We start from the raw sequence: 24720 nt of genomic DNA on the forward strand, positions 1-24720 counted from the left end.
CTACAGGGATGGGATCGCAGTTCAGGGTTCAGTGTTCAGTGTTCAGCCTTGAGAATGTCGAACAGTGCCTGCGCCGCTGCCGACAGTTCATTTCCCGGTTCCGTGAGTACACCAATCGCCCGCTCCACCGAATCATTCAAGGTCAGGCAACACGCACCCAGTTCCTGCATCTGCTCGGCACACAACGCCGGCACCGCGCTGACCCCGAGCCCGCTGGCGACCATGCGCCCGACCGTTGCCAGTTGATGGCTTTCGAATTCCACCGGCAGTTTCAGACCCCGGGCCTGCAAGTGTTCTTCGAGCATCACCCGCACCGTCGACGGCCGTTGCAGGGTGATGAACGGTTCCTGCAGCAAGGTCTGCCAGTCGATTTCGCCAAGCCCGGCCAGCGCTGAATCCTGTGGCACCACGGCGACAAAGCGGTCCATGTACAGCGGGGTAAACGTCAGTGAGGTGTTCTGCATCGGCTCGAATGCCACGCCCAACTCCACCTGCCGGTCGCGGACCATCTCCAGCACTTGCTCGTTGATCACGTCGTTGACCGTGACGTTGACGTTCGGATAGCGCGCGCGGAACGTCTTGAGGATCGGCGGCAGCAGGTTGCCGGCAAACGATGGCATCGCCGCCAGCGTCACCCGTCCGCGTTGCAGACTGAAGCGCTGGCGCATTTCGTCTTCGGCGTTGTCCCAGTCAGCGATCAGGCGCCGGGCCAGCGGCAGCAGCGATTCGCCCTCGGCAGTCAGCGCCACGTTGCGCGTGTTGCGGCTGAACAGCCGCCCACCCAGCCCCTCTTCCAGCGCCTTGATGGTCAGGCTCAGTGCCGATTGCGACAGGTGCAGGCGCTCACAGGCCACAGCGAAGCTCAGGCTCTGGGCCACGGCGAGGAAGGCGCGGATCTGTTTGATGGTCATACTGGATACCTTACCGTTTCAACGTCGTACCTACTGTAGGAGCTGCCGAAGGCTGCGATCTTTTGATCTTGATCTTAAAAAACAAAATCAAAAGATCGCAGCCTGCGGCAGCTCCTACAGGGATAGCGTCAACTATTGAGCTTTATCAATCAATCAACCTTAAAAATCAACTTAACAAATATATCCCTCAGCGAGACACTCCAGTCATTCGGCTAGCCAGCCGCCCGACAAACAATAAAAGAGGTGCATATGGCAGGTTTCGACAAGCGCGTGAGTTCCTACGAGGAAGCTCTGGCGGGTCTGGAAGACGGCATGACCGTGATCGCTGGCGGCTTCGGCCTGTGCGGCATCCCGGAAAACCTGATCGCCGAGATCAAGCGCAAGGGCACCCGCGACCTCACCGTGGTTTCCAACAACTGCGGCGTCGATGGTTTCGGCCTCGGTGTGCTGCTGACCGACCGCCAGATCAGCAAGGTGATCGCCTCCTACGTCGGCGAAAACAAACTGTTCGAAGAGCAACTGCTCAAGGGCGAGATCGAAGTCATCCTGACCCCGCAAGGCACCCTCGCCGAGAAAATGCGCGCAGGCGGCGCCGGCATCCCGGCCTTCTTCACCGCCACCGGCGTCGGCACCCCGGTCGCCGAAGGCAAGGAAGTGCGCGAGTTCAACGGGCGCAAGTACCTGATGGAAGAGTCCATCACCGGCGACTTCGCCATCGTCAAAGGCTGGAAAGCCGACCATTTCGGTAACGTCATCTACCGCCACACTGCGCAGAACTTCAACCCGCTGGCCGCCACCGCCGGCAAGATCACTGTGGTCGAAGTCGAAGAAATCGTCGAGCCCGGCGAGCTGGATCCGTCGCAGATCCACACCCCCGGCATCTACGTCGACCGGGTCATTTGCGGCACGTTCGAAAAGCGCATCGAACAGCGCACCATCCGCAAATAATTCAGGCTGACGGAGAATAAAAACATGGCACTTACCCGCGAACAAATGGCTCAGCGCGTCGCCCGCGAAATGCAGGACGGCTACTACGTCAACCTCGGCATCGGCATTCCGACCCTGGTCGCCAATTACATTCCCGAAGGCATGGAAGTCATGCTGCAATCGGAAAACGGCCTGCTCGGCATGGGGCCTTTTCCGACTGAAGACACCATCGATGCCGACATGATCAACGCCGGCAAACAGACCGTGACCGCACGCATCGGCGCATCGATTTTCAACTCCGCCGAATCCTTCGCGATGATCCGCGGTGGGCATGTCGACCTGACCGTGCTCGGCGCGTTCGAAGTCGACGTCGAAGGCAACATCGCTTCGTGGATGATTCCCGGCAAACTGGTCAAGGGCATGGGCGGCGCGATGGATCTGGTGGCTGGCGCCGACAACATCATCGTGATCATGACCCACGCTTCCAAGGACGGTGAGTCCAAACTGTTGGCCAAGTGCAGCCTGCCGCTGACCGGCGCCGGCTGCATCAAGCGCGTACTGACCGACCTCGCCTATCTGGAAATCGAAAATGGCGCTTTTGTCCTCAAGGAACGCGCACCTGGCGTCAGCGTCGAGGAAATCGTCGCCAAAACCGCTGGTAAACTGATCGTCCCGGATCACGTACCGGAAATGCAGTTCGCTGCCCAGTGAGGAATTCGAAAATGCAAGACGTCGTAATTGTTGCCGCCACCCGCACCGCGATCGGCAGTTTCCAGGGTTCGCTGGCCAGCGTGTCCGCGGTGGATCTGGGCGCTGCGGTGATTCGCCAGTTGCTCGAACAGACAGGCCTGGACGGTGCGCAGGTCGATGAAGTGATCATGGGTCAGGTGCTGACTGCCGGCGCCGGCCAGAACCCGGCGCGTCAGGCGGCGATCAAGGCCGGCCTGCCCCACGCCGTGCCGGCCATGACCTTGAACAAGGTTTGCGGCTCGGGCCTGAAAGCCCTGCACCTGGGCGCGCAGGCGATCCGTTGCGGCGATGCCGAGGTGATCATCGCTGGCGGTCAGGAGAACATGAGCCTGTCCAACTACGTGATACCGGGCGCACGCACCGGTCTGCGCATGGGGCATGCGCAAATCGTCGACACCATGATCAGCGATGGCCTGTGGGATGCGTTCAACGATTACCACATGGGCATCACTGCCGAAAATCTGGTGGAGAAATACGACATCAGCCGCGAGCAGCAGGACGCCTTCGCCGCCGCTTCGCAGCGCAAAGCGGCGGCTGCCATCGAGGCCGGGCGCTTTGTCGATGAGATCACGCCGATCCTGATCCCACAGCGCAAAGGTGACCCGGTAGCGTTCAAGGTCGACGAACAACCACGCGGCGACACCACCGCCGAATCGCTGGCGAAACTGCGTCCGGCGTTCAAGAAGGACGGCAGTGTCACCGCCGGCAACGCTTCGTCGCTGAACGACGGCGCCGCTGCGGTGATCCTGATGAGCGCCGAGAAAGCCAAGGCCCTGGGCCTGCCGGTGCTGGCAAAAATCGCCGCGTACGCCAACGCCGGCGTTGACCCGGCGATTATGGGCATCGGCCCGGTCTCGGCCACCCGCCGCTGCCTGGACAAGGCGGGCTGGAACATCGGCCAACTCGACCTGATCGAAGCCAACGAAGCTTTCGCTGCGCAATCGCTGGCAGTGGCCAAGGATCTGCAATGGGATCTGGACAAGGTCAACGTCAACGGCGGCGCCATCGCCCTCGGTCACCCGATCGGTGCGTCGGGTTGCCGGGTGCTGGTGACACTGCTGCACGAAATGATCAAGCGTGATGCGAAGAAAGGTCTGGCGACCCTGTGCATCGGCGGTGGTCAGGGTGTAGCGCTGGCGCTGGAACGCGCTTAATCCAAGAGTTCACAGCGCGCGGTGGATCCACGACATCCGCTGCTCGCTGGCAACAAAAACCCGGTGCGACTTGCGTTGCACCGGGTGTTTTTTTGTCCTTTGAAATTTGCAGTGAATGTTCCTCCCTCTTCGCGAGCAAGCCCACTCCCACAGGGGAATGCATTCCAAGGTGGGAGCGGGCTTGCTCGCGAAGGGGCCAGCTCAGGCTGCAGAAAAACCAGACTCACACCGCCATCTGCAAGATCAACCAGGCATTCGCCCCACTGATCACCGCAAACAAGCCCCACGCCAGCACCCGGGTCGGCAGTCTATTCACAAACGGCCCCATCAGCTGTTTGTCGCTGGTCATGCGAATCAGCGGGTACAGCGCAAATGGCAGTTGCAGGCTGAGCACCACCTGACTCAACACCAACAACTTGCTCACTGCGTTATCCCCCATCAGCCACACGCCGATGAACGCCGGGATCAGTGCCAGTCCGCGAGTGATCAAACGCCGCTGCCAGCAGGGAATCCGCAGGTTCAGATAACCCTCCATGATCACCTGTCCGGCGATGGTCCCGGTGAACGTCGAGCTCTGTCCCGACGCCAGCAATGCGACGCCGAACAGCACACTGGCCAGCGCGCCACCGACCAGCGGGTCGAGCAGGTGGTAGGCGTCCTGAATGTCGACCACGTCGGAATGCCCTGACTGGTGAAACGCAGCGGCCGCCAGAATCAGAATCGCCGCGTTGACCAGCAGCGCCAGTGCCAATGAACCGATGGTGTCGATGCGTGCCAGGTTCACCGCGTCCTGCTTGCTCGCCAGGTCCTGGCCGATCATCCGCGTCTGCACGATCGAGGTGTGCAGGTAGAGGTTGTGCGGCATTACCGTGGCGCCGAGGATGCCGATCGCCAGATACAGCGGTGCGGCATCGCTGATCGCCGAAAGCGACGGTTTGAAGCCAGCGAACACGTCTGGCCAGTAGGGTTTGATCAGTACCAGTTCAACGAAGAAACACACGCCGATGGTCGCCACCAGCACCAGCATGATCGCCTCCAGCCGACGGAAGCCACGGTTCTGCAGGGCCAGTACCAGCAGCGTGTCGAAGGCCGTCAGGGCGATGCCGAAAGTCAGCGAACAGCCGAGCAACAAGTGGAATGCCAGGGCGCAACCGAGCACTTCGGCCAGATCGGTGGCGATGATCGAGATTTCCGCCAGCACCCATTGCAGGCGTGCGGCCGGCGTGCTGTAGCGCTCGCGGGACAGCTGCGCCAGATCGCGACCGGTGGCAATCCCCAGGCGCGAACACAGGCACTGCACAACCATCCCCGCCAGACTCGCCAGCAGCACCACAAACAGCAAACTGTAACCAAAACGCGAACCGGCCTCGATGGCCGTCGCCCAGTTGCCCGGGTCCATGTAACCGATCGACACCAGCAATCCGGGACCGGCAAAACGCAGCGCACGTTTGAAAAACGAGGCGCGGGGATCGACTTCCACACTGCCGGCCACTTCCGGCGGGCAGAACGGCGCAGTGGCAATTTTGGGTAAGCTGAATTTCACGCACACATCCAGAAACAAGTCGGAAAGTCGCAGCTTAGACGTTTCAGTCAGCGCCTTGAAGAACAAAGACTCTATCGGGTCATGCCCAACAGTTGCTCGCGCAATTGCGGATTGCGCGTACGCGGATCAAGCCAAATGTTGAAAAACGCCCGGGCAAACTGCGGATCATCGATTTCATGCTGCAACTGCTGACCGACAAAAAACCGTGCGCCCTGCCCTGGCAGATACACGCCTGTAATCCGCGTGCCAGCCTGCACATCGACGAACGATTGCTGCATTTGCCCTTGCCACGCGGCCAGTTGTGCCGGACTGACTCCCGAGCCGGCCAGCCGTTTGATTTCATCAACGCTGGCCTGTACCAGATCATCGCGCGAGATCTTGCGCCGATAGATCAGCTCCAGAGCGAAGGGTTGTTCGGTCGACAACGGGCGTGCCGCGCTCCACAACCGGGCGTTGTAGACGTCGAAACCGAACACACTGAAATCCCCGGTGCCGATGATTTGCGCGCCGGGCACGGCGTCCTGCCAATTGGCCCAGGTCGGCGTGAGTAACAACGCCCACAAGCCGATGCCACAGCACCCACGCAGCAACTTCGATGGTTTGCTCATCGCGGTATCGACTCCGGTAAACCCTGATCTTCAGAGCATAGCGGATATCACCCGCAGACTTTGTATACAAAAACTGTCGATCAATGCGCCAATCGGTTACCTTGGCCACTTCCTTCCCCGAGGCCTCCCGCGTGCTGATTCTCAAATTACTGCTGATCCCCGGATTTCTGCTGCTGATTTCCCTCGCCGGCAAGCGCTGGGGGCCGAGCGTGGCCGGTTGGCTGTCGGGGTTGCCGGTGGTGGTCGGGCCGATTCTGTTTTTCCTCGCCATCGAACAGGGGCCGCAGTTTGCTGCGCAATCGGCGGTCGCGGCGCTGTCAGCGATGTTCGCCATGATCGCGTTCTGCATCACCTACGCGCAGATGGCGCAGCGGGCGAACTGGCCGTGGGCGTTGACGGTTTCGCTGTCGGTTTGGGCGGGACTGGCGCTGGTGTTGTCGCTGATTCCGCCGTCGCTGCCGTTCTCGATCGCTGCGGCGGCGATTGCCCTGTTGGCGGCGCCGCACCTGTTTCCCGACGTGCAACCGGTGTTGAATGGCCCGGCGCCGAAGTCGGACAAACTGATCTGGCGCATGATTGCCGGCGCGGCGCTGACGCTGCTGGTGACGATGCTCGCGAGTACCGTGGGTGAGCGCTGGAGCGGCCTGCTCGCGGTGTTCCCGGTGCTCGGCAGTGTGATGGCGGTGTTTTCGCAGCAGACCCGCGGCCCGGCGTTTACCGCAGCATTGCTGCGGGCGACGGCGATCGGCATGTACTCGTTCTCGGCATTTTGCCTGGTGTCGGCGCTGACCCTGCCAAGCCTGGGCCTCAGCGGATTCATCGCCGGTGTCGCGGTGTCGGTGGCCATGCTCGGCGTCACTCGCAAGTTGCTGGCTCGACAGGTCCCGGCAAAGGCCAACCATCCCAAGGCTGACGCAAACGCCTGACAAACCGCGCTGGAATGCCAGGCATGCTCCGTGGGATCATCGCGGCCCTGGCGCGACCATCCCTCGGAGATTCACATGTCATTGCTCAGCAAGAAAGCCGTCGTCCTGTTGCTGGCGGCGGTCGCCGGTTTCGGCGCCCTCAACGCCCAGGCAGCCAAGCCCAAGGAAAAAGCCTCGACCAACAATGTGTCGATGCTCGACGGCAAGTTCACCTTCGTCCTGCCCAAAGGCTTCACCGCCGACCCGCTGCCGGCCGGGCCAACCGGTGCCAAGGGCACGATGTACACCAATCAGGCGACCAAGACTGTGGTCATCGCCGCCGAAAACCAGATCGCCGGTGGCGCCAGCGTCAAGGACAACGACAACGAATTTCTCGATGGCAGCCTGGCGAGTTTCATTGATGATCAACGCAAGGCTCTGCCGGACTTCAACAAGCTCAGTGAAAAAAGCCTGACCCAGAAAAGCAGCGGCCTCGGTGTGCGTCAGGTCGACAGCACCGCCACTCAGGGCGGCGGCCAGACACTCAACACCACCCTGCTCGCCGCCTCCGGCAAGCGCATGGCGCTGGTCCAGGTGATTTCCCGGGCCAACGACAAGAGCGGTCACGATGCGCTGGTGAAAACCATCCTCAAGGACAAGTGATCGTCACGGATTGAGCTGCTGCAGCCAGGCATTCAAGTCGCGCAGCTCGGCCGCACTGATGCTGTGGCCGACGCCGGGATAGGCGTGAAACTCGGGTGTGTAGGCAAGTTTTTGCAGCAGCGCATTGGCCGCGGTGCCGTCGCGGTACGGCACCCGATCATCGGCGGTGCCGTGGCCGATGAAGATCTTCAGCGGCAACGGTTGTTGCTGCGCCTTGAGCTCGGTTTTCAATACCGGCAACAGCCGTCCGCTCAATGCCGCGATGCCACCGACCGCCACGGGCGGACGCAAGCCCACTTCGTAGGTCATCATCGCGCCCTGGCTGAAGCCGATCAGGTACACCTTGTCCGGGCTGGCGTGATATTTCTGCGCCGCCTGCGCGACAAAATCCCGCAACTTCTGGCCGCTGGCCTTCAGATCATCGGTCTCGCCGTTGTAGGCACCTTCGCCTTTCTTGCGAAACCACTGGAAACGCCCTTCGCCCAACGCCAACGGCGCCTGCACCGACAGGTAGTTGTACTGCGCCGGCAGCTGAAACTTCATACCGATCAGATCGGCTTCGTTACTGCCGTAGCCGTGCAGGAAAATCACCAGCGGCCGAGTGTTCGCGTCCGGGTGGACCTGTTCGATGTACTTCAGTGGCAAGTCGCTTTGCAGCGTGGTTTGCGCATGGACGGCGCTGGACGCCAGGAGGGTTAACAGGGCAAACGCCTTCAACATAAAGCCTTCCTTCACAGAGTGTCGGGTTCGTCGGTGAGCCTAACACTCTCTGAAGATTGTGGTGCTGGCGAGACCGCTATCGCGAGCAGGCTCACTCCTACAGGGACAACGCATTCCAAATGCAGGAGTGAGCCTGCTCGCGATGAGACCGGAAAATCCAAGGAAATCTGTCAGTCGTTGATCAGCTTGCCCACCCGAATCGGCGCACGCCCCGCCACCTTGGCCTGCCAGATCCCCGGCTGGGTGTAACGCCCGCGATCAATCGCAAACAGCACGCCGCTGGTGCCGGCGCGCACGGTAGTCAGCCGGTCATTCAACGGATCCACCACCTCGAACAGCGCATCGCCCTTCTCGACCCATTCCCCGGCATTGCGCAGGAAGCTGACCACGCCATGGTGCGGCGCAAACAGGTATTCGGTGCCTTCGAACGGCATGCCTTCGCAGCAATCTTTCGGTGCCGCCGGCCATTCGCCGCTGATGAAGCCCTGCTCGGCGAGAAAGCCGAGAATCGCTTCGCAATTGGCCTGGGCCTGATCGACCCGCGTGTCGCCCATGCTGCCCAGTTCCAGGGTGGTGGCAAGGTTCGCCGGGGGAATCGCCGCGCTCGGAAACGCCCGTGCCAGGCGCAGCCACGGCGACGAGCATGATTCGTCGAACGAACTGCCACCGGAGTCTTCACACAACAGCGCAACGCCAGCCTTCAGTCGCGCCGCCAGCGATTGCCAGCGCGGCCAATGTTGAGGCAGCGCGTAGATGTGAATCGCCGCTTCAAAATCGCAATGCAGATCAAGAGTGATGTCGGCGTCGCAGGCATGGCGCAGCAGCAAGCGGTGCAGTGCTTCCAGTTGCGAGGCCGGGGCTGGCAGTTCATCGAGCACCTGCCCCATGGTCTGGCGGATCAAGGCGATGTTGGCCGCGGCATCGCTGCCCAGCTGCTCACCGATTCGCGCCGCCACCGGCGCACTGAGTTCAACAAACGAGCGGTTGAAATTCTTCCCGCTACCCAGCTCGAAGCGGCCCATGTGGCTGCCCTGCAGGTGTTGGTCGAGGCCGATCGGATTGGCCACCGGCACCAGCTCGATCACGCCTTGCAGACGACCCTGCTGTTCCAGCTCGTTGAGGCGTTGTTTGAGTTCCCATGCGGTGCGCATGCCCGGCAGTTCGTCGGCGTGCAGACTGGCCTGGATGTACACCTTGCGAGTGCCCGCGCCGTAACGGAAGACGCTGAGGGAACGTTCGCTGCCCAAATGGCTCCAGGGCAGAACATGGTCGATGCGTTGCATGGGTAACTCCTGAAAATTGAATCGGCGAAAATCCCCTGTGGGAGCGGGCTTGCTCGCGAAGGCGGTGTATCAATCAATGATTATGTTGAATGTTATACCGCCTTCGCGAGCAAGCCCGCTCCCACAGGGGGTCTTTGTCTTCAGGGAAAGAGCACAAAAAAAGTGGCCACCGCATTCACGGGGCCACTTTTTCTACAGCGTATTAATGACCGTACACATCAAAGTCGAAGTACTTGTCCTGGACTTTCTTGTACTCGCCATTGGCGCGGATTTCGGTGATGGCCTTGTTGAATTTCTCGGCCAGTTCGGTATCGCCCTTGCGTACGGCAATCCCGGCACCGCCGCCGAAGTACTTGGCGTCTTCGTAGGTCGGGCCGACGAATTCGAAGCCTTTACCGGCGTCGGTCTTCAGGAAACCGTCGCTGAGGTTGACCGAGTCCGCCAGCATCGCGTCGAGACGGCCGGATTTCATGTCCAGGTTGGCTTCCTGTTGCGAGCCATAGCGCACCACTTCAAACCCGGCTTCCTTGGCCATGTCGGTGGCATAGCGGTCGTGGGTACTGGCGCGCAGCACGCCGACTTTCTTGCCCTTGAGCTCGGTCAGCGGGTCTTTGACACCGGAGCCTTCCTTCATCACGAAGCGCGCCGGGGTGTGGTAGTACTTGATGGTGAAATCGACGTTTTTCTTGCGGTCGTCAGTGATGGTCATCGAGGACAGGATCGCGTCGATCTTCTTCACTTTGAGTGCCGGGATCAGGCCATCGAACTCCTGCTCGACCCACACGCATTTGACGTCCATCTGTTTGCACAGGGCATCGCCGATATCGACGTCGAACCCGGTGAGTTTGCCATCAGCGGTTTTCATCGAGAATGGCGGGTAAGCGGCTTCGATCCCCAGACGAATCGGTTTGGCGTCTTCGGCCACAGCGGTCAGGGACAACATCGACAGTGCCAGGGCACCGAACATCACTAGCTTCTTCATTTATTACTCCTGTGTGCGGAGGCTTTTATTGGCAGCTTTCGATTGAACGTTCGGTCATGGCTTTTTGAAAGCAAAAACCGAAGTGGCCGGCAGTCTATGGCGACGCGCACAGGGCAAATTGTGTTTAAGCGACAAATACTTACAGAAAATCGGCGCCACCGTTGACCGGGATCAACGGTGCGCCGACATGGTGCAAAGGCTGTAGGACAAACCCTCGAAAAGGGTACCTATTACTCATGTAGGAGCTGCCGAAGGCTGCGATCTTTTGCTCTTGTTCTTAAAAAAAGTCAAAAGATCGCAGCCTGCGGCAGCTCCTACAAAAGCATTCAGCATTCGCAGGCGATGGGGGTTTTGGCGGGTTGTTCGACGCTCAGCGAAAAGCCTTCATCCAGCCATCCGGTCACGCCGCCGATCATCTCCTTGACCGGGTAACCCAACGCCGCCAGTTTCACCGCTGCCTTATTGGCGCCGTTGCAGTGCGGGCCGGCGCAATAGACCACGAACAGCGTGTTCTTCGAATACTCCGCCAGACCTTCGCTCGTCAGCAAACGTGTCGGGATATTGATGGCCCCCGGCACATGACCGCGCTCGAACGCCAGCGGCCCGCGCACATCGACCAGCACAAAATCGACTTCGCCGGCCTCCTGGCTGCTGAAGACGTCGGAACAATCGGTCTCGAAGGTCAGACGGTTGCTGAAATGCATCAAGGCAATCGCTGACGGTGCGGCAGGAATTTCGCGAACCAGGCTGGTCATGCTGTTTAGCTCCTACATCTGTTGGGGTGTGAACAGACTTTATCGGGCCAACACTTGGCGCTACAGTGGCGGGCAAGACACTCACCGGGAATTTTCCGCCAAATGCCAAATTCACCTGGATTGGTCGCGATTCTGGCCTACGACGGCCTCTGTACGTTCGAGTTCGGCATCGCCGTGGAGATTTTCGGCCTGGCCCGGCCTGAGTTCGATTTCCCGTGGTACGAGCATCGCATCGTCGCCGTCGACCAAGGGCCGATGCGCGCCATGGGCGGGATTCAGGTACTGGCCGACGGCGGCCTGGAACTACTGGCACAGGCGCGCACCATTATTATTCCCGGTTGGCGTGACCGTGATGCCGAGGTGCCGCCGGCCCTGATCGACGCCTTGCGACAGGCCTACACCCAAGGTGCGCGGCTGCTGTCGATCTGCTCCGGGGTGTTTGTGCTGGCCGCCAGTGGCTTGCTCGACGGCCGCGGCGCGACCACACACTGGCGCTACACCGATGAACTGGCGCGGCGCTTCCCGGCGATTGCGGTGGATCCGGATGTGCTCTACGTCGACTCCGGCCAGTTGATTACCTCGGCGGGCAGCGCCGCCGGGATCGATGCTTGCCTGCATCTGGTGACACGGGATTTCGGTACCCAGGTCGCCAACGCGGTGGCCCGGCGTCTGGTGATGTCGCCACAACGCACTGGCGGTCAGGCCCAGTTCATCCCCACGCCGGTCAGCCCGACACCACGCAACGACTTGTCGCGGGTGATGCAGTGGGCCCGCGAGCGCCTGCACCAACCACTGGAAGTTCGCGATCTGGCCAGCGAAGCGGCCATGAGCGAGCGCACCTTTCTGCGGCGTTTCACCGAGGCCAGCGGGCAATCGCCCAAGGCGTGGCTGCAACACGAGCGACTGGCCCGGGCGCGGGAGCTGCTGGAAAGCACCGTGCACAACACCGAACAGATCGCCCAGCGCTGCGGTTATCGCTCGGTGGAAAGTTTTCGCGTGGCGTTTCGCAGCGTGGTCGGGGTGCCGCCGTCGGTGTATCGGGAGCGGTTTGGGCGTGGGGTCACAGCCATTTCCTGATGGTGATCTTGAGGACGCTATCGCGAGCAGGCTCACTCCTACAGGGGTAAGCATTCCAAATGCAGGCCTTCGCCTGCTCGCGATGAGGCCGGATCATTCACCCGAGATTTCCGGCTTGCGCAACAGATAGGTATCCATGATCCACCCATGCTCAGCCCGGGCAGCCTTGCGCACCCGCTCGATCTCGGCCGCCACATCCTTGAGCTTGCCACTGATCAGGATTTCATCCGGTGTGCCCAGGTAGGCCCCCCAATAAATCTCTGTCTGCTGATCCGCCACATGGCGGTAGGAATCTTCCGCATCGAGCATCACCACCAGACTGTCGGTGTCGCTGACCTGCCCCGCCGCCAGCCGCCGGCCAGTGGTGATTTCAATTGACCGGCCAATGCTGTTCAACGGCACCTTATGCTGCGCGGCCAGCGCCTGAACACTGGTAATCCCGGGGATTACTTCAAACTCGAAAGCACAGCGGCCCGACGCGAGAATCGCCTGCAGGATACGAACGGTGCTGTCGTACAGCGCCGGGTCGCCCCACACGAGGAATCCGCCGCACTGCTCGTCAGCCAATTCTTCATTGATCAGTTGTTCGAAGGTTGCTTGCTTGGCGCGGTTCAGATCATCGACCGCGCGGGTGTAGTCCACGTCGCCGCGCGCGCGCTCGGGGCTGTGGGATTCGACGAAGCGATACGCAGGATCGGTGATGTAACGCGCACAGATATCCCGACGCAGATCGATCAGTTTGTCCTTGCTCTGGCCTTTATCCATCAGAAAGAACACGTCCACCTGATTCAGCGCCTTCACCGCCTGCATCGTGATGTAGTCGGGATTGCCGGCGCCGATGCCGATGACCAGCAGTCGTTTCATCAAAGTGCTCCCGCAAGATCGATACCCGGCAAGCGTAGCCGCCAGATGCCGTTGAACCGCAGCTCAACCACTGACAGCGGTTCAACATCAATGGCGTTGAATCCGGCGCCCTGCACCACCTGCATCAATGCTGCGCGCACCACGAACGGATGGGTGATGGCGACGATGTGCCCCGGCATTCCTTGCAGGCTGGTCAGCCACCGCGCCACGCGTTCGCCCAATTGCATTACCGACTCGCCACCATGGGGTGCCGCCTGTGGATCACTGATCCACGCCTGCAAGGCGTCAGCCTCGTGCACTTGCAGATCCTTGATCGCTTGCCCGTGCCAGCGCCCCCAATCGCAATCACGCAGCGCTGCGTCCACTTGCGGCGCCGCACCGAACCACTCGGCCGTCTGCCGGGTGCGCAACTCCGGCCCGCACAACAAAAGGCTGGCATTAGCGAATTGTGTCGCCAGCGCACCGAGCTTCAAAGGCTGATTTTCAACAGGTTCGTTCGTAGGAAAACGCGCCAATTTCTGTGCGACGGTTCGAGCATGGCAAATCAAAGTCAAACGGGTGGATAGCACAACACTGCACTCGATGAACATCAGATAAATCGGCGGCAAGCGGCCGGTCTTGCGGCAATTGTGCCGCAAACCGGGCCGTTCAGGGGGCCTTGCAAGCTTGCCGTCCAACACACTGAACGAGAAAAAACGGCAATGTCTGACACACCAATGGGCAATGGACTACAAGGGCCGTCGTCATCCGTGTAGGCCTTATGGCACAGGGGTCTGACGTTATTTAAACGCTGAATCGCTACCGTTAAAAATTCACTAGACATGTAACCTGAGTTACATAAATACTGTTTTAACGGATTATGAAACGAATTCAACACCCCCCCCCTTCATCCAGCAGGAGCCCGGATGCCCCCTCTCAGAGACTTGATCACCGATCCCGGCCTGGAGCTGACGCCGTCTGAGCGCAAAGTGATTCGCGCCCTGCTCGACCAGTATCCACGCAACGGCCTGGGTCCGATGGCGCGTCTGGCCGAGCACGCCGGCGTCAGCGATCCGACCATCGTGCGGCTGGTGAAGAAGCTCGGATTCGGCGGTTACGCCGAGTTTCAGGACGCCCTGCTCAGCGACATGGATCACCGTCTGCGTTCGCCGCGCACCCTGCTGCAGCCGCGTTCGCACCTGAACAAGGACGATGCCTGGGGCCATTATCTGGCCGACAGCCAGCGTCTGCTGGTGGAAACCCAGGCCCTGACGCAACCCGAAGACGTGCGCATTCTACTCGACTGGCTGCTCGACACCCGGCACCAGATCTACTGCTTCGGCGGACGCTTCAGCAGCCTGATGGCCAACTATCTGCTCAACCACTTGCGGCTGCTTCGACCCGGCTGTTTTGCCCTGGAAGACAACGCACAACTGCCCGACCGCCTGTTCGATCTGCAACGCCAGGACGTGGTGCTGCTGTTTGATTACCGGCGCTATCAGTCCCAGGCCCTGCGGGTGGCCTCGGCGGCGAAGAACAACAACGCGCGGGTGGTGCTGTTCACCGACATCTATGCCTCGCCGCTGCGTGAACTGGCTGACCTGATCATCAGCGCCCCGGTGGAATCGGCCTCGCCGTTCGACACCATGGTGCCGGCGCTTGCCCAGGTCGAGGCGCTGATTGCCTGCCTGACCCTGCGCACCCCCGATCTGGCCGATCGCCTGGAAGGCATCGACGCCCTGCGCAACGACTTCAACACCCACCTGCTGGAGGATAAATAAGGATGTTCAGCCTTCCCCACCGCTCGCCGCGGGACTTGCCGTTTGTCACCGACCACACCGCGTTGCTGCTGGTGGACATGCAGCGTGCCTGGCTCGAACCGCAGTACGACCCGCACCTGAACGGCCCTGAAGCCGAATATTTCCTGACCCGCGCGCACATGCAGGTGGTGCCCAACCAGCGCCGGCTGCTCAGCGCCTTTCGCGAAGCGCGGCAGAACGTGCTGCACACGATTATCGAGAGCCTGACCGCCGACGGTCGCGACCGCTCGCTGGATCACAAACTGTCAGACATGCACCTGCCCAAGGGCAGCACCCAGGCGCGGATCATCGACGACCTGACGCCAGTGGAAAACGAGATCGTGTTGCCGAAAACCTCCTCCGGAGTGTTCAACTCGACCAACATCGATTACGTCCTGCGCAACCTCGAAACCCGCCACCTGATCATCGCCGGCATCGTCACTGACCAGTGCGTCGACATGGCCGTGCGCGATGCCGCCGACCGTGGCTATCTGGTGACGCTGGTCGAAGACGCCTGCGCCACCTACACCCCGGCGCGGCATGACGCCTGCCTCAACGCGATCAAGGGTTACTGCTGGATCACCGACACGCAAACCGTGCTCGGCCGCTTGCAGGAGATGCGCCCATGAGCGAGCGCCTGACGCCGTTGCCGATGACCACCATCGTCACCACCGACCTGATTGGCATCACCCGTGGCCGCTCGTTTCCCACCGATCAACTGGAGCATTATCACGGCGCCGGTTGCGGCTGGGTGCCGGCCAACAGTGCACTGACGCCCCAGGACATCATCGCCTCGACCAACCCATGGGGCGCCTATGGTGATTTGCGGTTGATCCCGGATTTGAGCAGCCGCGTCACCGTCGGCAACGGCCCGGACGCCGCGGCACCAGCGCTGGACTTCATCCACGGCGACATTCGCGAGACCGATGGCCGCCCGTGGAGCGCCTGTCCGCGCACGTTGTTGCGCGATGAAATCGAACGCTATCGCGACAACCTCGGCTTGCAGGTCAACGCCGCGTTCGAACACGAATTCAACCTGCATGCCGGTTTTGCCGAGCATCTGGCGTTTTCCCTTGAAGCCCAGCGTCAGGGCGCCGAATTCGGCGGCTGGCTGCTCAGCGCCCTGCGCGCCGGTGGCGTCGAACCGGAAATGTTCCTGCCCGAATACGGCAAGCACCAATACGAAATCACCTGCCGGCCGACGCTCGGTGTGGCGGCGGCGGATCGTGCGGTCAACGTGCGCGAGATCACTCGCGAGATCGCACGGCAAATGGGCGTCGACGTCAGTTTCGCGCCGAAAACCAAGGCCGACGCGGTGTGCAACGGTGTGCACCTGCACGTCAGCCTGCTCGACCTGCAAGGTCTGCCGCTGCTTTACGACGCCGGCACCAGCAACGGTCTGTCGACCCTCGGCCAGCATTGGGCCGCGGGGATCCTGCATTACCTGCCAGCGCTGTGTGCGTTCACCGCGCCGACGCCGGTTTCGTATGAACGCTTGCAGCCGCATCACTGGAGCGCGTCCTATGCGTGTCTGGGACAGCAGAACCGTGAAGCGGCGTTGCGCATTTGTCCGACCGTGAGCCTGGGCGGTAAATCCGTGGCCGCGCAGTACAACCTCGAATTCCGCGCCATGGACGCTACCGCCTCGCCGCATCTGGCGATGGCCGCGCTGCTGATTGCCGGACGCCTGGGCATCGAACAGCGCCTGGCGCTGAACGCGATCACCGACGACATTCCCGATTCACTCAACGACGAGCAACGCAAGGCCCGGGGCATCGTTGCCCTGCCCGCCTCGCTGGCGCAGGCGCTGGATTGCCTGCGTGACAGTGCCGCCTTCAATCAATGGCTGCCCAAGCCGTTGCTCGACACTTACCACGCCCTTAAAACCGAGGAACTGGCGCTGACGGAACAGCTCTCGCCCGCTGACCTGTGTGAGCACTATGCACGCCTGTACTGAATCCGCCGAGCAGGGGTTGTACACCCGCCCGGTCTACAACCTGAGCCGCGAAGATTCATCGTATCCGTTGATCCTGGTGTGTGAGCACGCCAGCCGCTACATCCCCGAGGCCCTGAACAATCTGGGCCTGGACGATGCAGCCGCGCGCGAGCACATCGCCTGGGACATCGGCGCACTGCAACTGGCTGAAAAGCTCTCGGAGAGACTCGGCGCGACGCTGTTGAGCGCCAACTATTCACGGCTGCTGATCGACCTCAATCGGCCCCGGCATGCCCCCGACAGCATTCCGGCGCAGAGCGAGATTTATCAGGTGCCCGGCAACCGCGACCTGGACGAAGCCACTCGCGAGTACCGGCGCCAGAGCTTGTTCAAACCGTTTCACGCCCGGCTGCAGACCCTGATCGACCAACGCGTCGCACAAGGCCAAGCGGTACGGGTGGTAGGGATTCACAGTTTTACCCCGGTGTATTACGGCCAGCCGCGCCCGCTGGAAGTCGGCGTGCTGTTCGGTCAGGCCAAAACGTACGCCCAGCGGGTGATCGATGGCCTCGGCCAGCACCCACTGAAAGTCGCGGGCAACCAGCCGTACCGGATTGATCCGCTGGGTGACATGACCGTGCCGGTGCATGGCGATGCCCGAGGACTGGAATCGGTGTTGATCGAGGTGCGCAACGATCTGCTGCGCACCCCACAAGCGGTATCGCTGTGGGCCGAACGCCTGGCACCACTGCTGTAAAGACTGCTGACGCTGTAAACGATGGACCGATATAACAACTAAAAACGTTCGATAGGCTGACAAGGAGTTGCGCTTCATGGAAATAGAACAGTTCGGCTACAAACAGGAGTTGAAACGTAGCCTGACACTGACCGACCTGGTGGTGTACGGGATGATCTTCATGATCCCCATCGCCCCCTTCGGCGTGTATGGCTACGTCAATGCCGAGGCACCCGGGATGGTGCCGCTGGCTTATATCATCGGCATGGTCGCGATGCTGTTCACCGCGCTGAGCTACGGCAGCATGGCCAAGGCGTTTCCGATCGCCGGTTCGGTATATTCCTACGCGCAACGCGGCCTCAATCAACACGTCGGGTTCATCGCCGGCTGGCTGATGCTGCTCGACTACCTGCTGATTCCGCCGCTGCTGTACGTCTATGCGGCAATGGCCCTCAACCATCTGTACCCGGACATTCCGAAGGTCGGTTTCATTCTGGCGTTCCTGGTCAGCGCGACGTTCGTCAACCTGCGCGGCATCACCTTCACAGCACGGATGAACATCATTTTCCTGCTGGCGCAGCTGGTGGTGCTGGGGATCTTCCTGTTCTACGCCTGGAATGCCCTGCACAACGGCGGCGGTAACGGCGAGCTGACCCTGGCGCCGCTGTATCACCCGGAAACGTTCAACTTCGCCCTGCTGATGCAGGCCGTGTCGATTGCCGTACTGTCGTTCCTCGGCTTCGATGCAATCTCGACCCTCGCCGAAGAAATCAAGGGTGACCCGGGCAAAAGCGTCGGCCGGGCAGCGCTGATCACCCTGGTGGTGATGGGCGTGATTTTCGTAGCGCAAACCTGGATCGCCACCGATCTGGCCGCCGGCATGGGCTTCAAATCCGCCGACACCGCGTTCTATGAAATCGCCGAAATCGCGGCCGGCAGCTGGCTGGCAACCCTGACCGGTGTTGCAACCGCGCTGGCCTGGGGCGTTGCGGTGGCGATCACCTCGCAAGCCGCGGTGTCGCGCCTGCTGTTCGGCATGGCCCGCGATGGCAAGTTGCCGAAAGTGCTGGCCAAGGTGCACCCGAAGCACAACACCCCGTACCTGAGCATTTATCTGGTGGCGGTGCTGTCGCTGGTGATCTGCTACCTGTTCATCAACTCGGTGGACACCCTGACCTCGCTGGTCAACTTTGGAGCCCTCAGCGGTTTCATGCTGCTGCACCTGACAGTGATCAACTACTACTGGCGTCGGCAGAAGTCCGGTCAGGTCGTGCGCCATCTGATCTGCCCGGTGATCGGCTTCATCATCGTCGCCGCCATCATGTACAACATGGGCGTCGATGCGCAGAAACTCGGCCTGATCTGGATCGCTCTGGGTCTGGTGTACCTGTTCTTCCTGAACAAACTCGGCGCCAGCACCGCGCTGCCTGACCCGAGCAATGGCTGACAAGAAAAAGAGCGGCGTCTGACAACAAATCAGGCGACCGCCGCTTTAAAGCGTGGCAACCGACAGTGATAGTCAGGTTCGGTGGGGATCACCGGACCCTTTGATACAGGAGTGCATCCATGCTGGTCTTACGCCCAGTCGAGCCAACCGACCTGCCGCAATTACAGCAACTGGCCCGCGACAGTCTGGTCGGCGTTACGTCGCTGCCGGACGACAGCGAACGCCTGCGCGAAAAAATCGCCGGTTCCTGCACCTCGTTCGACAGTGACATTCAGGCGCAAGGCCCGGAGAACTACTTCTTCGTCCTGGAAGACCTCGACACTCAGCGACTGGTCGGCTGTTCGGAGATCCTCGCCACTGCCGGTTTCAACGAACCGTTCTACAGCCTGCGCAACCGCCACTTCACTAGTGCCTCGCGGGAGCTGAACATCGAGCACGGGGTGCCGGCGCTGTCGCTGTGTCACGACCTCAACGACCACACCCTGCTGCGCGGTTTTCACATCGACAACGCGCTGGTGCGCAGCGCCTTTTCCGAATTGCTGTCGCGGGCGCGGCTGCTGTTCATCGCCGCTCACGCACAACGTTTCGCCGATGCAGTGATCACCGAAATCGTCGGCTACAGCGACGAGAACGGCCATTCGCCGTTCTGGGATGCACTGGGCAAGCATTTCTTCGACCTGCCCTACGTCGAGGCCGAGCGCCTGTGCGGTCTGCAAAGTCGCACATTTCTCGCCGAGCTGATGCCGCAGTACCCGATTTATGTGCCGATGCTGCCCCTGGCGGCGCAGGAATGCATCGGCCGGATTCACCCGGATGGCCAGGAAGCGTTCGACATCCTCGAACGTGAAGGCTTTGAAACCAACAGCTACATCGATCTGTTCGATGCGGGTCCAACCCTGTATGCGCGCACCGCGAACATCCGTTCGATCGCCCACAGCCAGACCGCCACCGTGCGCCAGCAAGCGCCGATCGACACGCGTGGCCGTTATCTGGTGAGCAACGACGCACTGCACGGCTTCCGGGCCATCGTCGCCGAACTGGATTACCAGCCTGAGCAACCGCTGTCGCTGACGCCGGATCTGTGTGCCGCACTGAAGGTCACCGATGGCAGCACGATCAGGCTGATAGCCCTGTGAACCGCCCCCGGCTGCACACCCAACGACAGTGCCCGAACAGGCGCGTACAAGGAGTTACCGCATGATCGTCCGTCCGGTCAAAGTCAGCGACCTGCCAGCGCTGATGACCCTGGTGCAACAGGCCGGCCCGGGGTTCACCACCCTGCCGGCCAATGAGGATCGCCTCGCCCACCGGGTGCGCTGGGCCCAGCGCGCGTTCGCCGAACAGGTAGAACGCGCCGATGCCGATTATCTGTTCGTGCTCGAAGACGACGACCAGCGTGTGGTCGGCGTCAGCGCCCTGACCGGCGCGGTCGGCCTGCGCGAGCCGTGGTACAACTACCGGGTCGGCCTGACCGTGAGTTCGGCACCGGATCTGGGCATTTCGCGGCAGATCCCTACACTGTTTCTCAACAATGAGCTGACGGGCCAGTCGGAACTGTGTTCGCTGTTCCTGCACCCTGAACACCGCCATGGCAGCAACGGTCGATTGCTGTCGTTGGGGCGCCTGCTGTTCGTCGCCGAATTCCCGCAGCTGTTTGGCGAGAAGATGATCGCCGAACTGCGCGGCAGTGCCGATGAGCTCGGTTGCTCGCCGTTCTGGGACAGCCTCGGCCGGCACTTTTTCAAGATGGATTTCAGTCACGCCGACCACTTGTCGGGCCTGGGCAACAAGTCGTTCATCGCCGAACTGATGCCGCGCCAGCCGTTGTACACCTGCATGCTCACCGAGCAGGCGCAAGCGGTCATCGGCCAACCGCACCCCAACACCGAACCGGCGCTGAAGATCCTGCGCGCAGAAGGTTTCACGCATAAGGGCTACATCGACATCTTCGACGGCGGCCCGGTGATCGAAGCGCCGATCGGCGGCATTCGTACCGTGCGCGACAGCCTGGCGCTGACTCTGAGCCTAGGCACGCCAGACGAACAGGCCCCCTTATGGCTGATCCACAACCGTCGCCTGGAGAACTGCCGCATCACCGTGGCCGCCGGTCGTCTGGTCGGCAATACCCTGGTGGTCGACCGCATCACCGCCAAGCGCCTGCAACTGCAACCGGGCAATTCGGTGCGCGCCGCGTTGCTGCCCAGGCAACAGCAACAGGCGGTAGCGGCCTGAACTCGGGCCCTGCCACTGGAAATCCGCTGATTGCAGATGAAACCTTTCAGCCGCTGGAACCATCATCAACGCCTCACTCGCAAATTCGTCATGAACCTTGACCCATTCGCGTGATAGCCTTTTCATTCTTCGGCGTTGACACCTTTGCTCAAGCCGTTCCATTCCTTTGTATTGGTGGAACTCGTATGACCAGGCTTTCCCATCAAGATTTGCGCCGTAACTTCCGTCAATTGCTGGCTTCGGACACCTGCTACCACACCGCCTCGGTGTTCGATCCGATGTCCGCGCGCATTGCCGCTGACCTGGGTTTTGAAGTGGGGATCCTCGGCGGCTCCGTCGCCTCGCTGCAAGTGCTGGGCGCCCCCGACTTTGCCCTGATCACCCTCAGCGAGTTCGCCGAACAGGCCACCCGCATCGGCCGCGTCGCCCAACTGCCGGTGATCGCTGACGCCGACCACGGCTACGGCAACGCCCTTAACGTGATGCGCACCATCGTCGAACTGGAACGCGCCGGCGTCGCCGCCCTGACCATCGAAGACACCCTGCTGCCGGCGCAATTCGGCCGCAAATCCACCGACCTGATCTCGGTCGCCGAAGGCGTCGGCAAGATCCGCGCGGCGCTGGAAGCCCGGGTCGATTCGGAAATGGCAATCATCGCCCGCACCAACGCCGGGATCCTGCCAAATCAGGAAATCATCAGCCGTACCAAGCAATACCAGGCTGCCGGTGCCGATGGCATCTGCATGGTCGGCGTGCAGGACTTCGATCAGCTTGAACAAATTGCCGAGCATCTGAGCGTCCCGCTGATGCTGGTCACTTACGGCAACCCGGCGCTGCGCGACGACAAGCGCCTGGCTGAACTCGGCGTACGCGTGACCATCGACGGCCATGGCGCCTATTTCGCGGCGATCAAGGCAACGTACGACAGCCTGCGCGAACAGCGGCAGATCTTCACCCAGGCCTCCGACCTGAGCGCCACGGAACTCACGCACACCTACACCCAGCCTGAGGATTACATTCTCTGGGCGAAGGAATACATGAGCGTGAAGGAATGATTGCCCTCTGATCCGAAGAGCCTCGGGCAACTCTAAAGATGGCCGGTAGACGCAATGTCACCGGCCAGTTGCGAGGACAGGCGAATTAAACGCCGTCAACTTCTACCCAGCGATACACACCCACAAACAAACACCAACATTTAACAACAACTACTGAGTTGATATTAACTATCGCCTCCCTATAATCGCAAACCGTTAAACAGCAAAAAGTTTAACACCCGAATATCAAACTTAAATTTATATACCGAGCAATATTCCGCTCAACTCACGACAAGGATTCGTCATGAAAACCGTTACTGCCAATTGGCAAACAACTCCTCTGCTGCGCGCAGAAACCAAAGTCATCAACATGCCAACCAAGTCCGCCCACGCGGCCAACTGCCCGGGCTGGGACGGCCTGCGATTTAACGTCGGCAACCTTCACGAGATCAAGAAACTCCGTACGCTGCCCGCTCAGGCTTAACCCCCGGGGCTGTACCGCAGATGTCAGCGTTCAGGCAACTTCAGCGCTGACATCTGCTTACCAAAACAAAATAACAAACCCTGATTATTGCGCCTGATCAAATATTCGCAAACGTACATTTGACAGCACAAAAACAAAGCGACTTCCCATGATAAAAAACCTGCTCAACCCAGACTTGACGCCTGACCAGCTTATTACCTGCATCAAGACAACAAACATGGGGAACGAAGTAAAGCGTCTGGCCGACCAGTTATCCGAACCTGCAACAGATACCGAGAATTTATCCCGTCACGCCGCGATCATGAAAGCGACGAACATCCACACTGGAACGTTGACGTTATATTGCACCAAAGATGGAAACATCAGCCTCAAGGCACCTGATAACGCACCCGCGCCTGAGCAGTTCTATTCCGTACCCGGAAACAGCGTTTTGTTCGCCATCAACGGGCAATCGTATTCCATTCAGCTTTATCGGCTGGACGGTGAATATCTGACTCGCGCAGAGCAGGTGATCGTGGATGCCGAAAATCCGTTGTTCATCGACGGCAGCAAAACGCTGTACGACAGCAATCCCGAAGGAAACGGGCACCCGGCGTTTATCGGCAGCATCAATCTGCCCGATAGAACCGCAGACATCAGTGTGTTCGACCCTCGCTCATTGCGCAAAATCGGCTGGTTCCCTCATGACGACAGCGCCGCGCGCTTTCTGGTGAGTCTTGAATTGCTTGAAGCGGCACAGGACCCCGGAGCCTGCAAAGTGGCCCAGGAGTTGATTTATCACTATCACCCCGCTGTCGCCTGGAAGGCCTTTCAGATGATCAGTAGAACGGATCGACAGACCGCGCTGAATTGCGCCCCGCTGTTGAGAAACCTGCAAGACAGTCGCCTGAACCATTTACTCGACCAGTGTGAGGCGGCATGAAACTGCAGACATTTATCGAGCGTATGGCGACTTACGACCTGCAGACGGACAGTTCGAAGATCGTGGAAGATCTGCGTCAACTGGCAACTAACCGCACGTTGTTGAGCGAACACCTCTACACCACGATTCAACAGGACGGTTTCAGTACCAAAAACAGGCTTTACGGGGCCTATGCATTTGTCCTGCACTCCAACGATCTGTTTACCGTTCGCCTGGGTTTCTGGTCGCCGGTCACGTCACGGGATGAAAGGGAAACCTTTATCTACGACCTCAACCACAGCCATGACTTCGAACTCTATTGCGTGGGTTACAGCGGTGACGGCTACACCACCGTTTCGCGAGAGATTCTGAATCAGGCGCCGCTGCAGGCTGGCAGAAGGCCCGAGTTCGGCGAAGAACGAATCCTTAAACTTATTCCGGGTGAGGTGCTGCACATGCTTCCACTAAAGGAAGTACACAAACAGCTACCCCCTGAAACGATGTCCGCCTCGCTGAGTTTGCTTATTCATCCTCCGCAGGCAGCCAAAACCGAAGAAGCCTGGTGCTTCGACGACAATCTGGTGCCGACTTATCCCGGCATCGCCCGCCAGGAGACAGCGCTCTATGACAGCCTGCTGTCCCGGCTACAACGTGAGCAGACTTCACTGCTCACTCAATCAGAAAGGAAATCTGCATGAACAAGCAACTCGATAACTGGAACCACACCCCACTGCTGCACGCCGGCGCCAACGTCATCAACACACCGGTTGCAACCGCTGCGGCATCGCCATGTGCAGGCATCATTCCACGGTACAACGTGGGCAACATTCACGAAATCAAGCAGTTCTGGAACATGCCGCAATCCGCTTGATTCTTGCTAGCCCGGCGCACTATGAGGGTCAAGAAGTAGTGCGTCGGCCGGCGTGACGCCATCGCGAGCAGGCTCACTCCTACAGTGGATCTGTGTCGAACACCAATGCTGTGTTCACTGAAGATCCTCTGTGGGAGCGGGCTTGCTCGCGAAAGCGTC

27 protein-coding genes are annotated in these 24720 nt (G+C 60.5%); 18 read left to right on the plus strand and 9 right to left on the minus strand.

Annotated features, from left to right (window positions below; translation table 11 throughout):
- Nucleotides 1-35 precede the first annotated feature (35 nt).
- The gene (locus M0814_RS02910; RefSeq protein WP_045122537.1) at nt 36-911 is read right to left on the minus strand and encodes a LysR family transcriptional regulator; all 876 of its coding nucleotides are present in this window, start codon (nt 909-911) and stop codon (nt 36-38) included.
- A 249-nt stretch (nt 912-1160) separates the two neighbouring features.
- On the opposite strand from M0814_RS02910, the gene M0814_RS02915 reads away from it, so the two are divergent.
- Genes M0814_RS02915 through M0814_RS02925 form a run of 3 tightly spaced genes read left to right on the plus strand, consistent with a single transcriptional unit; the run spans nt 1161 to nt 3742 of the window.
- Nucleotides 1161-1859: a CoA transferase subunit A gene (locus tag M0814_RS02915; RefSeq protein WP_103485108.1), complete on the plus strand. Its 699-nt coding sequence runs from the start codon at nt 1161-1163 to the stop codon at nt 1857-1859.
- Between the two features lie 24 nt (nt 1860-1883).
- A complete protein-coding gene (locus M0814_RS02920; RefSeq protein WP_003226176.1) occupies nt 1884-2549 on the plus strand; it encodes a CoA transferase subunit B in 666 nt (221 codons plus the stop codon).
- A gap of 11 nt (nt 2550-2560) precedes the next feature.
- The gene (locus M0814_RS02925; protein ID WP_103485107.1) at nt 2561-3742 is read left to right on the plus strand and encodes an acetyl-CoA C-acetyltransferase; all 1182 of its coding nucleotides are present in this window, start codon (nt 2561-2563) and stop codon (nt 3740-3742) included.
- Between the two features lie 223 nt (nt 3743-3965).
- Here M0814_RS02925 and M0814_RS02930 read toward each other — a convergent pair whose 3' ends face one another.
- Entirely contained in the window at nt 3966-5285 is a 1320-nt protein-coding gene (locus M0814_RS02930; RefSeq protein WP_103485110.1) for an Nramp family divalent metal transporter, read from the minus strand.
- Nucleotides 5286-5356: 71 nt separating this feature from the next.
- Nucleotides 5357-5893, minus strand: a complete 537-nt coding sequence (locus M0814_RS02935; RefSeq protein ID WP_103485106.1) for a chalcone isomerase family protein — start codon at nt 5891-5893, stop codon at nt 5357-5359.
- 131 nt (nt 5894-6024) lie between these two features.
- On the opposite strand from M0814_RS02935, the gene M0814_RS02940 reads away from it, so the two are divergent.
- Nucleotides 6025-6819 carry a hypothetical protein gene (locus tag M0814_RS02940; protein ID WP_103485105.1) on the plus strand — a complete coding sequence of 265 codons (795 nt, stop codon included), beginning with the start codon at nt 6025-6027 and terminating at the stop codon, nt 6817-6819.
- Between the two features lie 75 nt (nt 6820-6894).
- On the plus strand, nt 6895-7461 hold the full coding sequence (locus M0814_RS02945; protein WP_103485104.1) for a hypothetical protein: 567 nt from the start codon (nt 6895-6897) through the stop codon (nt 7459-7461).
- A gap of 3 nt (nt 7462-7464) precedes the next feature.
- Here the strand turns inward: M0814_RS02945 and M0814_RS02950 are convergent, their stop codons facing one another.
- From M0814_RS02950 to M0814_RS02965, 4 genes are all read right to left on the minus strand, one after another.
- On the minus strand, nt 7465-8181 hold the full coding sequence (locus M0814_RS02950; RefSeq protein ID WP_103485103.1) for a prolyl oligopeptidase family serine peptidase: 717 nt from the start codon (nt 8179-8181) through the stop codon (nt 7465-7467).
- Nucleotides 8182-8351: 170 nt separating this feature from the next.
- A complete protein-coding gene (locus M0814_RS02955; RefSeq protein WP_103485102.1) occupies nt 8352-9464 on the minus strand; it encodes a succinylglutamate desuccinylase/aspartoacylase family protein in 1113 nt (370 codons plus the stop codon).
- A gap of 202 nt (nt 9465-9666) precedes the next feature.
- Nucleotides 9667-10446, minus strand: a complete 780-nt coding sequence (locus tag M0814_RS02960) for an ABC transporter substrate-binding protein (protein ID WP_103485101.1) — start codon at nt 10444-10446, stop codon at nt 9667-9669.
- 326 nt (nt 10447-10772) lie between these two features.
- The gene (locus tag M0814_RS02965; RefSeq protein WP_003226196.1) at nt 10773-11201 is read right to left on the minus strand and encodes a rhodanese-like domain-containing protein; all 429 of its coding nucleotides are present in this window, start codon (nt 11199-11201) and stop codon (nt 10773-10775) included.
- Between the two features lie 102 nt (nt 11202-11303).
- On the opposite strand from M0814_RS02965, the gene ftrA reads away from it, so the two are divergent.
- Nucleotides 11304-12278 (plus strand): transcriptional regulator FtrA, encoded by a 975-nt coding sequence (ftrA, locus tag M0814_RS02970; protein WP_103485100.1) that lies wholly within the window; start codon nt 11304-11306, stop codon nt 12276-12278.
- A gap of 93 nt (nt 12279-12371) precedes the next feature.
- Here the strand turns inward: ftrA and cobF are convergent, their stop codons facing one another.
- Together cobF and M0814_RS02980 are read right to left on the minus strand one after the other, a co-directional pair.
- Nucleotides 12372-13142: a precorrin-6A synthase (deacetylating) gene (gene cobF / locus M0814_RS02975; protein ID WP_103485099.1), complete on the minus strand. Its 771-nt coding sequence runs from the start codon at nt 13140-13142 to the stop codon at nt 12372-12374.
- A complete protein-coding gene (locus tag M0814_RS02980) occupies nt 13142-13732 on the minus strand; it encodes a phosphoglycerate mutase family protein (RefSeq protein ID WP_177434725.1) in 591 nt (196 codons plus the stop codon). The genes cobF and M0814_RS02980 overlap by 1 nt, the downstream gene beginning before the upstream one ends.
- 315 nt (nt 13733-14047) lie before the next feature.
- On the opposite strand from M0814_RS02980, the gene M0814_RS02985 reads away from it, so the two are divergent.
- The 12 genes from M0814_RS02985 to M0814_RS03040 all read left to right on the plus strand — a co-directional run bounded on the left by M0814_RS02985 (nt 14048) and on the right by M0814_RS03040 (nt 24561).
- Nucleotides 14048-14902 carry a MurR/RpiR family transcriptional regulator gene (locus M0814_RS02985; protein WP_045122540.1) on the plus strand — a complete coding sequence of 285 codons (855 nt, stop codon included), beginning with the start codon at nt 14048-14050 and terminating at the stop codon, nt 14900-14902.
- Between the two features lie 2 nt (nt 14903-14904).
- Entirely contained in the window at nt 14905-15549 is a 645-nt protein-coding gene (locus M0814_RS02990; RefSeq protein WP_003226202.1) for an isochorismatase family cysteine hydrolase, read from the plus strand.
- The gene (locus M0814_RS02995) at nt 15546-16877 is read left to right on the plus strand and encodes a glutamine synthetase (protein WP_103485098.1); all 1332 of its coding nucleotides are present in this window, start codon (nt 15546-15548) and stop codon (nt 16875-16877) included. Before M0814_RS02990 ends, M0814_RS02995 begins: the two co-directional genes overlap by 4 nt.
- Entirely contained in the window at nt 16861-17613 is a 753-nt protein-coding gene (locus tag M0814_RS03000) for an N-formylglutamate amidohydrolase (protein ID WP_103485097.1), read from the plus strand. Before M0814_RS02995 ends, M0814_RS03000 begins: the two co-directional genes overlap by 17 nt.
- A 76-nt stretch (nt 17614-17689) precedes the next feature.
- The gene (locus tag M0814_RS03005) at nt 17690-19039 is read left to right on the plus strand and encodes an APC family permease (RefSeq protein WP_103485096.1); all 1350 of its coding nucleotides are present in this window, start codon (nt 17690-17692) and stop codon (nt 19037-19039) included.
- Between the two features lie 119 nt (nt 19040-19158).
- Nucleotides 19159-20175, plus strand: coding sequence for an arginine N-succinyltransferase (locus M0814_RS03010; RefSeq protein WP_103485095.1), 1017 nt, complete (start codon nt 19159-19161; stop codon nt 20173-20175).
- A gap of 61 nt (nt 20176-20236) precedes the next feature.
- Nucleotides 20237-21271, plus strand: a complete 1035-nt coding sequence (gene astA / locus M0814_RS03015; RefSeq protein WP_103485094.1) for an arginine N-succinyltransferase — start codon at nt 20237-20239, stop codon at nt 21269-21271.
- Between the two features lie 185 nt (nt 21272-21456).
- Nucleotides 21457-22326 (plus strand): oxaloacetate decarboxylase, encoded by an 870-nt coding sequence (locus M0814_RS03020; RefSeq protein ID WP_003226214.1) that lies wholly within the window; start codon nt 21457-21459, stop codon nt 22324-22326.
- 283 nt (nt 22327-22609) lie between these two features.
- A complete protein-coding gene (locus M0814_RS03025; protein ID WP_003226216.1) occupies nt 22610-22789 on the plus strand; it encodes a hypothetical protein in 180 nt (59 codons plus the stop codon).
- A gap of 148 nt (nt 22790-22937) precedes the next feature.
- Nucleotides 22938-23711 carry a hypothetical protein gene (locus tag M0814_RS03030; protein ID WP_103485093.1) on the plus strand — a complete coding sequence of 258 codons (774 nt, stop codon included), beginning with the start codon at nt 22938-22940 and terminating at the stop codon, nt 23709-23711.
- Nucleotides 23708-24388 carry a transposase gene (locus tag M0814_RS03035; protein WP_103485092.1) on the plus strand — a complete coding sequence of 227 codons (681 nt, stop codon included), beginning with the start codon at nt 23708-23710 and terminating at the stop codon, nt 24386-24388. The genes M0814_RS03030 and M0814_RS03035 overlap by 4 nt, the downstream gene beginning before the upstream one ends.
- Entirely contained in the window at nt 24385-24561 is a 177-nt protein-coding gene (locus M0814_RS03040; RefSeq protein WP_003226222.1) for a hypothetical protein, read from the plus strand. The genes M0814_RS03035 and M0814_RS03040 overlap by 4 nt, the downstream gene beginning before the upstream one ends.
- Nucleotides 24562-24720 lie beyond the last annotated feature (159 nt).

Source organism: Pseudomonas sp. MWU12-2020, from assembly GCF_023100605.1.
Classification (GTDB): domain Bacteria; phylum Pseudomonadota; class Gammaproteobacteria; order Pseudomonadales; family Pseudomonadaceae; genus Aquipseudomonas; species Aquipseudomonas fluorescens_H.

Excerpts from the sequence above, each read along its gene's own strand:
- M0814_RS02920 (WP_003226176.1), top strand. The coding sequence starts at position 1,884 with ATGGCACTTACCCGCGAACAAATGGCTCAGCGCGTCGCCCGCGAAATG.
- M0814_RS03005 (WP_103485096.1), top strand. The coding sequence starts at position 17,690 with ATGGAAATAGAACAGTTCGGCTACAAACAGGAGTTGAAACGTAGCCTG.
- M0814_RS03020 (WP_003226214.1), top strand. The coding sequence starts at position 21,457 with ATGACCAGGCTTTCCCATCAAGATTTGCGCCGTAACTTCCGTCAATTG.
- M0814_RS02925 (WP_103485107.1), top strand. The coding sequence starts at position 2,561 with ATGCAAGACGTCGTAATTGTTGCCGCCACCCGCACCGCGATCGGCAGT.
- M0814_RS02950 (WP_103485103.1), bottom strand. The coding sequence starts at position 8,181 with ATGTTGAAGGCGTTTGCCCTGTTAACCCTCCTGGCGTCCAGCGCCGTC.
- M0814_RS02980 (WP_177434725.1), bottom strand. The coding sequence starts at position 13,732 with ATGTTCATCGAGTGCAGTGTTGTGCTATCCACCCGTTTGACTTTGATT.
- M0814_RS02915 (WP_103485108.1), top strand. The coding sequence starts at position 1,161 with ATGGCAGGTTTCGACAAGCGCGTGAGTTCCTACGAGGAAGCTCTGGCG.
- astA (WP_103485094.1), top strand. The coding sequence starts at position 20,237 with ATGATCGTCCGTCCGGTCAAAGTCAGCGACCTGCCAGCGCTGATGACC.
- M0814_RS02935 (WP_103485106.1), bottom strand. The coding sequence starts at position 5,893 with ATGAGCAAACCATCGAAGTTGCTGCGTGGGTGCTGTGGCATCGGCTTG.
- M0814_RS03010 (WP_103485095.1), top strand. The coding sequence starts at position 19,159 with ATGCTGGTCTTACGCCCAGTCGAGCCAACCGACCTGCCGCAATTACAG.
- cobF (WP_103485099.1), bottom strand. The coding sequence starts at position 13,142 with ATGAAACGACTGCTGGTCATCGGCATCGGCGCCGGCAATCCCGACTAC.
- M0814_RS02965 (WP_003226196.1), bottom strand. The coding sequence starts at position 11,201 with ATGACCAGCCTGGTTCGCGAAATTCCTGCCGCACCGTCAGCGATTGCC.
- M0814_RS03000 (WP_103485097.1), top strand. The coding sequence starts at position 16,861 with ATGCACGCCTGTACTGAATCCGCCGAGCAGGGGTTGTACACCCGCCCG.
- M0814_RS02945 (WP_103485104.1), top strand. The coding sequence starts at position 6,895 with ATGTCATTGCTCAGCAAGAAAGCCGTCGTCCTGTTGCTGGCGGCGGTC.
- M0814_RS02990 (WP_003226202.1), top strand. The coding sequence starts at position 14,905 with ATGTTCAGCCTTCCCCACCGCTCGCCGCGGGACTTGCCGTTTGTCACC.
- M0814_RS02910 (WP_045122537.1), bottom strand. The coding sequence starts at position 911 with ATGACCATCAAACAGATCCGCGCCTTCCTCGCCGTGGCCCAGAGCCTG.
- M0814_RS02960 (WP_103485101.1), bottom strand. The coding sequence starts at position 10,446 with ATGAAGAAGCTAGTGATGTTCGGTGCCCTGGCACTGTCGATGTTGTCC.
- M0814_RS02995 (WP_103485098.1), top strand. The coding sequence starts at position 15,546 with ATGAGCGAGCGCCTGACGCCGTTGCCGATGACCACCATCGTCACCACC.
- M0814_RS03035 (WP_103485092.1), top strand. The coding sequence starts at position 23,708 with ATGAAACTGCAGACATTTATCGAGCGTATGGCGACTTACGACCTGCAG.
- M0814_RS02955 (WP_103485102.1), bottom strand. The coding sequence starts at position 9,464 with ATGCAACGCATCGACCATGTTCTGCCCTGGAGCCATTTGGGCAGCGAA.
- ftrA (WP_103485100.1), top strand. The coding sequence starts at position 11,304 with ATGCCAAATTCACCTGGATTGGTCGCGATTCTGGCCTACGACGGCCTC.
- M0814_RS03025 (WP_003226216.1), top strand. The coding sequence starts at position 22,610 with ATGAAAACCGTTACTGCCAATTGGCAAACAACTCCTCTGCTGCGCGCA.
- M0814_RS03040 (WP_003226222.1), top strand. The coding sequence starts at position 24,385 with ATGAACAAGCAACTCGATAACTGGAACCACACCCCACTGCTGCACGCC.
- M0814_RS03030 (WP_103485093.1), top strand. The coding sequence starts at position 22,938 with ATGATAAAAAACCTGCTCAACCCAGACTTGACGCCTGACCAGCTTATT.
- M0814_RS02985 (WP_045122540.1), top strand. The coding sequence starts at position 14,048 with ATGCCCCCTCTCAGAGACTTGATCACCGATCCCGGCCTGGAGCTGACG.